The following is a 12,030-nucleotide window of genomic DNA, read 5'->3' on the forward strand; positions in this document are numbered from 1 at the left end:
ATGACCGTCACCGATTCCAACCGGATTCTCACCGCCCTCTCGCGCGGCCTCGGTTCGGGCTTCTTCGCCCATGCCGCCGCCTGCCCCGACGACATCGCGCTGACCATCGGCCGGCGCCACTACAGCTACGCGGAACTCGACCGCAGCGCCCGCGGCTGGGCCGCCCGACTGCACCAGGCGGTCGGCCACCAGCCCCGCCGGGTGGGCGTCTTCGCCTACCGCAACGAGGCCTCCTACCTCGGCGTGCTGGCCGCCCTGGCCGCCGGCGCCGCGTTCGTCCCGCTCAACCGCCGGTTCCCGCAGGCGCGGACCGCCTCCATGCTGGCCCGCGCCGAGCTCGACGCGGTCATCGTGGACGCCGCCTCGAAGGCCCAGCTCGACGAGCTGATCGCCGACCTGGCGCAGCCGCCGGTGGTGCTGACCGAGGCCGACCTGGCCGGCGCCGAGCCGCTGGCCGAGCTGCCGCAGGCGGCCCCGGACGACCTCGCCTACCTGCTGTTCACCTCGGGCAGCACCGGCACGCCCAAGGGGGTGCCGGTCACCCACGGCAATGCGCGTGCCTTCCTGGACGCCGCCCAGCAGCGCTACCGCCTGACGCCGCAGGACCGGCTGAGCCAGACCTTCGACCAGACCTTCGACCTGTCCGTCTTCGACCTGTTCATGGCCTGGGAGCACGGCGCCCGGGTCTGCGCCATGGACTCCCTCGAACTCCTCGCGCCCTTCGGCTACCTGGAGCGCAACGGCATCACCGTCTGGTTCTCGGTGCCCTCGGTGGCCGCGGTGCTGAACAAGCGCGACGCGCTGACCCCGGGCCGGATGCCCACGCTGCGCTGGAGCCTGTTCTGCGGCGAGGCGCTGCCCCGCCAGCTCGCCGAGGCCTGGCAGGCGGCCGCGCCGAACTCGACGGTGGAGAACCTCTACGGGCCCACCGAGCTGACCATCGCCTGCTCGGTGCACCGCTGGGACCCGGCCACCAGCCCGGAGCTGTGCGTGCACGACAACGTGCCGATCGGCGAGGTGTTCCCGGGGCTGCACCCGCTCGTCGTCGACGAGGACCTGGCGCCGGTGCCCGACGGCGGGACGGGGGAGCTGTGCGTCGCCGGCGCGCAGACCACCCCGGGCTACTGGCAGGCGCCGGAGCTGACCGCCGAGCGCTACTTCGAGCACGAGGGCCGGACCTACTACCGCACCGGCGACCTGGTGCGCCGGCAGGAGGCCGGCTTCGTCTACATCGGCCGCAACGACCAGCAGGTGAAGGTCGGCGGTTACCGCGTCGAGCTCGGCGAGATCGAGGCGGTCCTGCGCCGCAACGGCTGCGCCGAGGCCGTCTGCCTCACCTGGCCCGACCCGGGGACGATCACCGCCGTCGTCTCCGGCGCCGCCAACCCCGGCCGGCTCGCCGAGACGGCGGCCGACCGACTGCCCGCCTACATGGTGCCCAAGTCCGTCCACGTCATCGACGAGATGCCGGTGAACGGCAACGGCAAGGTCGACCGCAACGCACTGCGCTGCTGGCTCGACGACCGCGCCAAGAACGTGACCGACCAGTTCAGCTTCAACGGAGGCAACGATGCACAGCGCTGACCAGCTCATCGCCCAGACCCTCGGCATTCAGGCCGACCTGATCACCGACGACCTGGAGTACCAGTCCGTCCGCGAGTGGGACTCGCTGGGCCACGTCTCGCTGATGGTGGCCATCGAGAAGGCGCACGGGGTGCGCATCGACGACGAGCTGACCCTCGCCCTGCGTTCGGTGGCGGCGATCCGCGAGTTCCTGGCCGACGGCCCCGCCGCCGCACCGGCACCGGCCCCCGGCCCCGCCGCCGCACCCGCAGCCGCCGCACCCGCCGCCGCGGCGGTCACCGTGCACCGCGGGCTGGAGGGCGTGGTGCTCGACCACTCCGCGATCACCCGGATCGACGGGACCGAGGGAATCCTGGAGTACCGCGGCTACAGCATCCACGACCTGGCCCGCAACGCGAGCTTCGAGGAGGTCGCCCACCTGCTGGTGAACGGCGAGCTGCCGGACCAGGGCGCGCTGGAGGTCTTCCGCAAGGAGCTGAGCGCCCGCCGCGAGCTGCCCGCACCGGTCCTCGACCTGATCCGGTCGCTGGCCGAGGCCCACCCCACGGACGCGCTGCGCACCTGCGTCTCCGCCCTGGGCGCGCTCACCCCGGGCGACCGCAGCCGGGACGAGACGCCGGCCGAGTCCCGCGAGGCCGGGCTGACGCTGCTGGCCCGGATCCCCATGATCGTCGCGGCCCACCACGCCGTGCGCAACGGCCGCGAGCCGCTGGTGCCGCAGGAGGACCTCCCCTACGCGGAGGCGTTCCTGACGGCGCTGCTGGGCCAGGCCCCGACGCCGGCCGCGGTGCGGTTCATCAACAAGGGCTTCATCGTCCACGCCGACCACAGCTCCAACGCCTCCACGGTGGCCGCCCGGGTCGCCGTCGGCAGCCGCGCCGGGATGAACGCCGCGATCACCGCGGCGCTGGCGGTCTTCGCCGGCTCGGTGCACGGCGGGGCGGCCGAACGCGCCGTCAAGCTGGTCGACGCGGTCGGCTCGCCCGAGAACGCCCCGCGCTACGTGGCGGAGCGCTTCGGCAGCAGCGAGCCGGTGATGGGCTTCGGTCACCGCGTCTACCGCACCGAGGACCCGCGGGTGCGTCATCTGCGGGAGACCGTCGTCGAGTTGAGCCGCGAGCGGGGCGACGAGAGCGGCCTGGCGATCCTCGACGCGGTGGCCGCCGCGATGGAGCCCTACGGTCGCCACGGCCTGGCGCCCAACGTCGACCTGTACGCGGGCCTGGCCTACCGCCTGCTGGGCCTGCCGGACGACCTGGCCATCGTGCTGTTCGCGATCGGCCGCACCGCCGGCTGGGTGGCCCAGGCGCTGGAGCAGCAGGCGAACAACGTGCTGATCCGCCCGCTGCTCGACTACCAGGGCCCCGCCTCGCGCCCGTTCCCCGGAGCCGCCGTATGACCGCCGACACGCTGATCGACCAGCGGCCCGCGCCGGCCACCGACCTGCCGGCCTTCGCCGAGCGGGCGGGCCTGGACCTCGCCGCCGTCCCGTACTGCGGGCGGGTGCTCGCCGAGTCGCTGCTGCGCGAGGGGGCCGAGGAGCAGGCCGGGCAGCTGCTGGAGCGCCTGGCCGAGGGCCGGGACCCGGCCCTGGAGATGGCCTTCCGCCCCGCCCGGATCCTGGTGCAGGACTACACCGGCATCCCGCTGCTGGTGGACCTCGCCGCCCTGCGCGACCAGGTGCGCGAGCCGCGCCGGGTGAACCTGGGCCTGCCTGTCGACGTCGTCGTCGACCACTCGGTGCAGGCCGACTGGACGGGCCGGCCCGACGCCCAGGCCCGCAACGAGGCGCGGGAGATGACCCGCAACCGGGAGCGGTACGGGTTCCTGCGCTGGGCCGAGGAGGCCTTCGACGGGCTGCGGGTGATCCCGCCGGGCCAGGGCATCGTGCACCAGGTCAACCTCGAACAGCTGGCCACCGTGGTCGCCACCGACCAGGACGGCCGGCTCGTGCCCGACACCGTCATCGGCACCGACAGCCACACCACCATGGTCAACGGCATGGGCGTGCTGGGCTGGGGCGTCGGCGGGCTGGAGGCGGAGGCCCTGATGCTCGGGCTGGCCCACCCGATCCGGATCCCCGCGGTGGTGGGCGTGCGGCTGACCGGCGCGGTCCCGGCCGGCACCACCGCGGCGGACCTCGCGCTCACCCTGACCCGGCTGCTGCGCCAGGAGAACGTCCGCGGTCTGATGCTGGAGTTCACCGGCCCCGGCATCGAGGGCCTGTCGGTCGCCGACCGCTGCACGATCGCCAACATGGCGCCCGAGTACGGCGCGATGACCGCGTTCTTCCCGGTCGACGCCCAGACCCTGGCCTACCTGCGGGAGACCGGCCGCCCGGCGGCGCACGTCCGGCAGGTCGAGGAGTACTGCGGCCGGCAGCAGCTGCTGCGGTCGGCCACCGAGCCCGCCTTCGGCCGGATCGTCGAGTTCGACCTCGGCTCGGTCCGTCCGAGCCTGGCCGGCCCCAGCCGGCCCGACCAGCACCTCACGCTGGCCGAGCTGCCCGGCTCGCTCGCGAGCGTGCTCACCGGCGAGTCCCGGCAGACCGGCCCGCACCGCGACGGCGACCTGGCGATCGCCGCCATCACCTCCTGCACCCACACCTCCAACCCGCAGGCCATGCTCGCGGCCGGCCTGCTGGCCCGGCGGGCCGTGGCCCGCGGCCTGAGGGTGCCGCCGCACGTCAAGACGAGCCTGTCGCCCGGCTCCCAGGCGGTCACCCGCTACCTGGAGAAGGCCGGCCTGCTCGCCGATCTGGAGCAACTCGGCTTCCACGTCGCCGGCTACGGCTGCATGACCTGCAACGGCGGCAGCGGCGGGCTGCACCCCGAGATGGCCGAGGCCGTCGAGCGCGACGGCGTGACGGCCTGCGCGGTGCTCAGCGGCAACCGCAACTTCGAGGCCCGGGTGCACGCCCAGGTCCGCGCGGCCTACCTCGGCTCCCCGGCCCTGGTCGTCGCCCTCGCGCTGGTCGGCCACGTCCGGATCGACCTGAGCAGCGAGCCGCTGGGCACCGACGCCGACGGGGCACCGGTCCGGCTCGCGGACCTGTGGCCGAGCACCGAGGAACTGCTCGCGCTGGAGAAGGAGTTCGTGACCACCGAGGTCTACGGCGCGGGCCAGGCCCCGGACGCCGGCTGGGCCGACCTGACGGTACCGGGCGGCGAGGTCTTCGCCTGGGACGAGGAGTCCACCTACATCCGGCCGCCGGCGTACGTCGGCCCGGCCACGGCGCTGCCCACCGAGCTGCGCGGCGCCCGGGTGCTCGTGGCGCTCGGCGACAACGTCAGCACCGACCACATCTCGCCGGTCGGCTCGATCCCCGAGCACTCCCCGGCCGGACGCTACCTGCACGAGCGCGCGACGGCCGAGCTCAACTCCTACGGCTCACGCCGGGGCAACCACGAGGTGATGGCCCGGGCCACGTTCAGCAACCCGCGACTGCGCAACCACCTGGTCGAGGGAGCGGGCGGCGGCACCACCACCCACCTGCCCACCGGCGAGCGGCTGCCGGTCTTCGAGGCCGCCGAGCGCTACGCCCTGGCCGGTACTCCGCTGATCGTACTGGCCGGCAAGAACTACGGCACCGGATCCTCCCGGGACTGGGCGGCCAAGGGGCCGCGGCTGCTCGGCGTGCGGGCAGTGCTCGCCGAGAGCTACGAGCGCATCCACCGGGGCAACCTGTGCGCGATGGGCATCCTGCCGCTGCTGCTGCCCGAGGGGCAGACCTGGGCCGACCTCGGCCTCACCGGGGCGGAGGAGTTCGAGCTCGACCTGGGCGAGGTCGCCGCCACCGGACGGGTGCGGGTGGCCGCCGGCGAGGTGGTCCTCACCGCCCGGGCGGACGTCCGCTCGGCCGGCGAGTGGGAGGTCCTGGGATCCGGCGGCACGCTGCCCTACCTGCTGGAGCGGCTGCGCGCGGAGGAGGCCCGATGAGCCTGCAGATCCTTGGTGAACTCGGCCTGGGCGCGGACGCCGAAGGGCTCGCCGACGGCACCCGGACCCTCACCCCGGTCCACCTCGGCACCCGGGACGTGCCGATCGGCACCGTCCTCGACGTGATCCACCGGCACGACGATCTGCTGCCGCCGCGCACCGGACACCTCGGCAACTGGGCGGACATCGCCCAGGGCCGGGCCGGGGCGATGGACTTCAACGGCGCCATCTGCGGCGCCGGCCACGGCTACCCGCTGATCTACGGATTCACCCGCACCGAGGCGGACACCGAGGGCGGTGACGACGTCTACCTGCCCGGCTCGCTGGTCGAGCGGGGCGGCGCCCGGGCCCTGCCGCTGTACACCTGGGACGGTCGGCAGTTCGCGCTGCGCGACCGCGGCCGACCGCTCTTCTGCCCGCTGGTGCAGACCGAGCGCGAGGGCGAACTGGCCGCGCTGATCACCGTGCACTGGGAGCGCATGCTGGGCATCCCCGGCTACCGCTTCAAGAGCTGGGCGCAGTCGCTGATGGACAACGAGGCGCTGCTGCTGGACATGCTCTGCGTGCTGATCACGGAGGCGGTCGCGGACAGCAGCCCGGAGCGGACCCTGTCGGAGCTGCTCAGCCACGCCGTCCACCTGGACGGCCAGGTGGGCCGCTGCGGGCCGGTGCGCGACGGCGCCGGGTTCCTGCTGGACGGCCACCGCTACGACTCCGTGCGCGCGTTGGCCGAGGGCACCCTGCTCACGCTGCGCGCACTGACCGAGCCGACCTGGTTCTTCGCGAACATCGCCGCCCTGCCCACCGTCCTGCCGGTGCCCTCGCTGCTGCTGGCCAACGTGCTGTTCGCACTGTTCGGCGAGCACCGGCCCGAGGAGACCGGCATCCCCGACGAGGGGCCGTTCATCACCCACCTGCACTGGGGCGCCCGCGCCATGGCGGGCTGCCCGCCGCGCCGCAACGGCTACTTCGCGCGCAAGACCCGGCTGAGTCCGATGCGCAAGATCCTGCGCACCCTGGTGCGCCACTTCCCCGAGGCCAAGCCGATCTGTTTCGTCCTGCTGCCGGCCCAGGTCTTCATGCTCTGCCCGCCCGGCTCCTCCTTCGGCGACCTGGACCAGCTGGCCGGCGTGATCAAGGCGGTGCGCGCCGCCGATCCGGAGCAGGTCCACGACGTCGCACTGCGCGAAGTGGCCTCCCGGGAGGAGGACTTCTCCGACTACCTGCGCGGTCGCTTCCGGCCCGAGGCCGGGGTGCCGCGGGACGGCGCGGCGCGGGAGGCCGACCTGTCCACCGAGCCGGAGGGCTTCCGTGAGCTGACGTTCCGCCAGGCCTCCTCGTTGGTCTCGGCCTTCGAGGAGGTGTGCGGCGGATGAGGATGACCCACGAGCGCGTGGCGATCCCCCTCACGCACCCCTTCACCAGCAACCGGGGGGTCACCACCGAGGTGCGCCAGAGCGTGGTCCGCCTCTCCTGGCAGGGTCTGACCGGGTACGGCGCGGCGCTGGCCGTCGAGCCGGGCGAACCCGAGGCCTGCGCCGAGCTGCTCGCGGACGCCTCCCCGTTCACCCTGCGGCACACCCTGGACCGGCTCGCCGCCGCCGGCATCCGCCCGGCGATGCTGGCCGGCGTCGACCTGGCCCTGCACGACCTGCTCGGCAAGGCGACGGGACGGCCGCTGCACGAGCTGCTCGGCCTGGCCGGCGCCCCGATCGCGCCCACCGCGCTCTCCCTGGGCGCCTGCTCCAACGAGGAACTGGCCGAACGTGGGGCCGCGTACCGCGACTGGCCGATCCTCAAGCTGAAGCTCACTGCGGACGACGACGGCACCCGGGTCGGCCACCTGCGCCGCACCTACCCGGGGCGGATCTGGGTCGACGGCAACGGCTCCTGGGAGCCCGAGCGCGCGCTGCGGGTCGTCGCCGAGCTCGACCGGCACGGCGTCGAGCTGCTGGAGCAGCCGGTGCCCGCGGGCGACGCGGACGGGCTGCGCCACGTCCACCAGCGCTCCCCGATCCCGGTCTTCGCCGACGAGGACTGCGCCGGCCCGGCCGACATCCAGCGGCTGCGCGGCGCCGTCTCGGGCGTCAACATCAAACTGACCAAGTGCGGGGGACTGCGCGCCGCACTCGACATGATCGTCCTGGCGCGCGCCGCCGGTCTGCGGATCATGCTCGGGTGCAAGAATGAGAGCACCCTCGGTGTCACGGCGATGGCCCAACTCGCCTCGCTGGCCGACCACCTGGATCTGGACGGACCGCTCAACCTGCGTGACGACCCGTTCCGGGGCCTCGGCATCGACCGCGGCGCCCTCACGCTGCCGGACGGCCCCGGCCTCGGTGTCACCACTGCCGGCGCCGGTACCGCCGACAGCACCACCACACGTACGAAAGAGAACTGATCATGCGTCTGCGCTGCGCCCTCCTCGACGACTTCCAGGACGCCGCCCTCACCCACGCCGACTGGTCGCCGATCGCCGACCAGGTGGAGCTCGTCCGGTTCCCCGAACACTTCCCGAACGAGGACGAACTTGCCTCCGCCCTGGCGGACTTCGATATCATCGTCACGCTGCGGGAGCGGGTGGCCTTCCCCGCCTCGCTCTTCGCCCGACTGCCGAAGCTGCGCCTGCTGGTCGCCTCCGGCATGCGCAACTCGGTGATCGACCAGGCCGCCGCCGAGCGGCACGGCGTCACCGTGTGCGGTACGGCCAGCTCCTCGGTGCCGCCGGTCGAACTGACCTTCGCGCTGCTGCTCGGCCTGGCCCGGCAGTTGGTCGCCGAGAACACGGCGGTGCGCACCGGGGGCTGGCAGAACACGGTCGGCACCGACCTGAACGGCGCCTGCCTGGGCCTGCTCGGCCTCGGCCAGATCGGCACCCGGGTGGCCCGGATCGCCCTCGCCTTCGGCATGCGGGTGGTGGCCTGGAGCCCGAACCTCACCGCCGAGCGGGCCGCGGAGGCCGGCGTGGAGCTCGCCGGCTCCAAGGAGGAACTGCTGGCCGGTGCCGACTTCGTGTCGGTCCACCTGAAGCTCGGCGAGCGCAGCCGGGGCCTGCTCGGCGCGCGGGAGCTGGGCCTGATGAAGCCGACCGCCTACCTGGTCAACACCTCCCGGGCGGCCATCGTCGACCAGGACGCCCTGCTGGACGCGCTGCGGGAGGGCACCATCGCCGGTGCGGGCATCGATGTCTTCGACCTCGAACCGCTGCCCGCCGACCACCCCATGCGCACCGCCCCGCGCCTGCTGGCCACCCCGCACCTGGGCTACGTCACCGGTGACAACTACCGGACCTACTACGGCCACGCGGTCGAGGACATCCAGGCCTTCCTGGCCGGCTCGCCCGTCCGCCGCCTCTCCTGACCCGAACCTCTTCACCGAACGTCCCGATCGGAGCGATCAGCCGTGACCACCACCCCGCGCCGCACCATGAAGCTCGGCGCCTTCCTGCCGGCCCCCGGCCACCACGTCGCCGCCTGGCGCCACCCCCGCTCGCGTCCGCAGGGCAGCCTGGAGTTCGACTACTACCGCTCGCTGGTGCAGACCGCCGAGCGCGGCCTGTTCGACATGGTCTTCCTGTCCGACGGCGCCGGTGTACGCACCCACTACAAGGACGCCGACGAGCTCAGCCGCCAGGGCCGCATGGTCCACTTCGAGCCGCTGACCCTGCTCTCCGCGCTCGCCGTGCACACCACCAACATCGGCCTGACCGCGACCGCCTCCACGACCTACAACGAGCCCTTCCACATCGCCCGCAAGTTCGCCTCGCTCGACCACCTCAGCAACGGGCGCTCCGGCTGGAACGTGGTCACCTCGGCCACCGACGCCGAGGCGCGCAACTTCAACCTGGAGCAGCAGCCCGACCACAGCGCCCGGTACCACCGCGCCCGGGAGTTCATGGAGGTGGTCACCGGCCTGTGGGACAGCTGGGAGGACGACGCCTTCCTCTACGACAAGGAGTCCGGGCGCTACTTCGACCCCGCCAAGCTGCACATCCTCGGCCACAAGGGCGAGCACTTCTCGGTCCGCGGCCCGCTCAACGTCTCGCGCCCGCCGCAGGGCCACCCGGTCATCGTCCAGGCCGGCTCCTCGGCGGACGGCCAGGACTTCGCCGCGCAGTGGGCGGAGGTCGTCTTCACCGTCCAGCAGACCCTGGACCAGGCCCGGACCTACCGCCTCGGACTGCGCAAGCAGGTCGCCGACCACGGCCGCGACCCCGACAGCCTCAAGGTGATGCCCGGCGCGTTCCTGATCCTCGGCCGCACCCAGTCCGAGGCCGAGGACCGGTTCGACGAACTCCAGAGCCTGGTCGACCCGGTGCTCGGGATGAGCCTGCTCACCGCGCAGCTCGGCGACGTCGACCTGTCCGGCTACGACCTGGACGGCCCGCTGCCCGAGCTCCCGGAGACCGGCGGCAGCATCAGCAAGCAGCAGCTGATCTACCAGCAGGCCCGCAGCCAGGGGCTGACGATCCGTCAGGTCTACCAGACGGTCTCGGCCGGCCGCGGCCACCACCGGCTGGTCGGCACCGCCGAGTCGATCGCCGACGTGCTGGAGGAGTGGTTCGTCAACGACGGCGCCGACGGCTTCAACATCATGCCCGACTGCCTGCCCGACGGCCTGGACCAGATCGTCACGCTGCTGGTGCCCGAGCTGCAGAAGCGCGGCCTGATGCGCACCGCGTACGAGGGCACGACGCTGCGCGAGAACCTCGGCCTGGCCCGCCCGGCCCACCGCGCGACGGGAGCCGTCAAGTGACCACGCGGACGGACGTCGACGCCAGTCAGTTGCGCTCGGTACTGCGCTCGCACGCCGCCGGCATCGTGGTGCTCACCGCGCCCGGCCCGGTCGGCGTCACCATCACCTCCTTCACCTCGATCAGCGCCGAGCCCGCCCTGGTCTCCTTCGCGCTGGCCGAGACCTCCTCCACCTGGCAGCAGGTCCGCGACAGCGAGTGGTTCGGCATCCAGATCCTCAGCGCCGAACAGCGGGACCTGGCCCAGCTGTTCGCCAGCAAGGGCGCCGACCGCTTCGGCCCCGCCACCCGCTGGCGGCTCGGCCCGCACGGCGTCCCGCTGCTGGACGACTGCCTCAGCTGGTTGGTCTGCTCCCGGCAGGACACCCTGAGGATCGGCGACCACCACGTCGTCGTCGCCGCCGTCGAGCACGCCCGGCAGGGCGCGCCGGGCGACAGCCTGGTCCACCTGCACGGCGCCATGCAGCCCGTCCCCCACCCCGCCCTCGTCAGGAGCTGATCATGACCACCACGCTCATTCTCTCCCGCCAGCCGCTCTCCTCCCGTCCGCTGCAGGAGTGGCTGGACGACACCCCGGACACCGTCGTCCTGTTCACCACCGAGAAGGCGGTTGCGGACACGCCGGAGGAGCTCGCCAAGTACTTCCCCCGCCACCGGCTGGTGGCCGACTACCACGCGTGGTCCTCCGACCTGGCCGCCGAGCAGGCCGCCCGCGAGTTCTCGGTGGACCGGATCGCCTCCACCAGCGAGCAGGACGTGCTGCGCGCGGCCCGGCTGCGCGCCCGGCTCGGCCTGCCCGGCCAGAGCCCGGCCTCGGCGATCGCCTACCGCGACAAGGTGCTGATGAAGCAGCTGGCCCGCCAGGCCGGCCTGCCGGTACCGGCGTTCACCGCGGTGGACAGCGCGATGGACCTGATGGAGTTCATCGACACGGTCGGCTACCCCGTGGTGGTCAAGCCGCGCTCCGGCTACGGCGCCGAGGGCGTGCACGTGCTGCGCGACCAGCAGGGCGTGGACGCGTTCCTGGCCCGCGAGCAGGAGTCGACGCTGCCCTACCTGCCCGGCCACTGGATGGCCGAGTTCTTCGTCGAGGGCGACTTCTGCCACGTGGACGGCATCATGTCCGAGGGCCGGATCGTGCACGGCTGGCCCTCGCAGTACAACAGCGGGGTCGCCGAGCACCTGGAGCACGACTCCAGCCTGTCCAGCGTGCTGATCGCGGCCGAGGACCCGCGCCACGCCGTGCTGATGAAGCTCACGGCCGACCTGATAGCCGCGCTGCCCGTCGCGGACGGCCCGATGGCCTTCCACCTGGAGGCGTGGATCCGCGCCGACGGCAAGCCGGTGCTCTGCGAGATCGCCAGCCGGGCCGGCGGCGCCGGGATCGCCCAGGTCTACGAGCGCGCGTTCGGGGTGCAGCTGGCCCGCGAGGGGCTTCGCGCGCAGTGCGGTTCCGAGCTCACCCTGCGCCACCAGCCCGAGCAGCCCGAGGGGGGCTACTACGGCTGGCTGGTCATTCCCCCGGGGCACGGCACCTTCACGCCCCCGGCCGGGCCGTGCCCCGTCCCCGGGGTCGAGCTCAGCCTCCAGCTGGAGGCGGGGACGGTGTGCCAGGGGGTGGCGCACGCGGCCGAGGGCGCGGCCACGGCCCTGGTCCGCGGCGCCGACCCCGCCGAGGTGGCGGAGCGGATCGACCAGGCGGTGCGGTGGTGGCGGCAGAGCGCCCGCTGGGCCTGAGCCGGGACCTGCTCCTG

General features: G+C 73.3%; 9 protein-coding genes. All 9 read left to right on the plus strand.

Annotation, left to right across the window (positions count from 1 at the left end):
• The 9 genes from OG500_RS35425 to OG500_RS35465 are packed head-to-tail and all read left to right on the plus strand — an operon-like array spanning position 1 to position 12,013.
• Complete coding sequence (locus OG500_RS35425; protein ID WP_327070948.1) at positions 1–1,584, plus strand: amino acid adenylation domain-containing protein; 1,584 nt, start codon at positions 1–3, stop codon at positions 1,582–1,584.
• Complete coding sequence (locus tag OG500_RS35430; RefSeq protein ID WP_327070949.1) at positions 1,571–2,983, plus strand: citrate/2-methylcitrate synthase; 1,413 nt, start codon at positions 1,571–1,573, stop codon at positions 2,981–2,983. Before OG500_RS35425 ends, OG500_RS35430 begins: the two co-directional genes overlap by 14 nt.
• Positions 2,980–5,523: an aconitate hydratase AcnA gene (acnA, locus tag OG500_RS35435; RefSeq protein ID WP_327070950.1), complete on the plus strand. Its 2,544-nt coding sequence runs from the start codon at positions 2,980–2,982 to the stop codon at positions 5,521–5,523. Before OG500_RS35430 ends, acnA begins: the two co-directional genes overlap by 4 nt.
• Positions 5,520–6,899, plus strand: coding sequence for a DUF6025 family protein (locus tag OG500_RS35440; RefSeq protein ID WP_327070951.1), 1,380 nt, complete (start codon positions 5,520–5,522; stop codon positions 6,897–6,899). The genes acnA and OG500_RS35440 overlap by 4 nt, the downstream gene beginning before the upstream one ends.
• Positions 6,896–7,924 (plus strand): mandelate racemase/muconate lactonizing enzyme family protein, encoded by a 1,029-nt coding sequence (locus OG500_RS35445; RefSeq protein ID WP_327070952.1) that lies wholly within the window; start codon positions 6,896–6,898, stop codon positions 7,922–7,924. Before OG500_RS35440 ends, OG500_RS35445 begins: the two co-directional genes overlap by 4 nt.
• Before the next feature lie 2 nt (positions 7,925–7,926).
• Positions 7,927–8,883: a D-2-hydroxyacid dehydrogenase family protein gene (locus tag OG500_RS35450; protein WP_327070953.1), complete on the plus strand. Its 957-nt coding sequence runs from the start codon at positions 7,927–7,929 to the stop codon at positions 8,881–8,883.
• A gap of 42 nt (positions 8,884–8,925) precedes the next feature.
• Positions 8,926–10,278, plus strand: a complete 1,353-nt coding sequence (locus tag OG500_RS35455) for an LLM class flavin-dependent oxidoreductase (protein ID WP_327070954.1) — start codon at positions 8,926–8,928, stop codon at positions 10,276–10,278.
• The gene (locus OG500_RS35460; protein WP_327070955.1) at positions 10,275–10,775 is read left to right on the plus strand and encodes a flavin reductase family protein; all 501 of its coding nucleotides are present in this window, start codon (positions 10,275–10,277) and stop codon (positions 10,773–10,775) included. The genes OG500_RS35455 and OG500_RS35460 overlap by 4 nt, the downstream gene beginning before the upstream one ends.
• A gap of 2 nt (positions 10,776–10,777) precedes the next feature.
• The gene (locus OG500_RS35465; protein WP_327070956.1) at positions 10,778–12,013 is read left to right on the plus strand and encodes an ATP-grasp domain-containing protein; all 1,236 of its coding nucleotides are present in this window, start codon (positions 10,778–10,780) and stop codon (positions 12,011–12,013) included.
• Positions 12,014–12,030: the final 17 nt, after the last annotated feature.

Source organism: Kitasatospora sp. NBC_01250, from assembly GCF_036226465.1.
GTDB lineage: Bacteria > Actinomycetota > Actinomycetes > Streptomycetales > Streptomycetaceae > Kitasatospora.

Excerpts from the sequence above, each read along its gene's own strand:
- acnA (WP_327070950.1), top strand. The coding sequence starts at position 2,980 with ATGACCGCCGACACGCTGATCGACCAGCGGCCCGCGCCGGCCACCGAC.
- OG500_RS35430 (WP_327070949.1), top strand. The coding sequence starts at position 1,571 with ATGCACAGCGCTGACCAGCTCATCGCCCAGACCCTCGGCATTCAGGCC.
- OG500_RS35465 (WP_327070956.1), top strand. The coding sequence starts at position 10,778 with ATGACCACCACGCTCATTCTCTCCCGCCAGCCGCTCTCCTCCCGTCCG.
- OG500_RS35425 (WP_327070948.1), top strand. The coding sequence starts at position 1 with ATGACCGTCACCGATTCCAACCGGATTCTCACCGCCCTCTCGCGCGGC.
- OG500_RS35445 (WP_327070952.1), top strand. The coding sequence starts at position 6,896 with ATGAGGATGACCCACGAGCGCGTGGCGATCCCCCTCACGCACCCCTTC.
- OG500_RS35450 (WP_327070953.1), top strand. The coding sequence starts at position 7,927 with ATGCGTCTGCGCTGCGCCCTCCTCGACGACTTCCAGGACGCCGCCCTC.
- OG500_RS35440 (WP_327070951.1), top strand. The coding sequence starts at position 5,520 with ATGAGCCTGCAGATCCTTGGTGAACTCGGCCTGGGCGCGGACGCCGAA.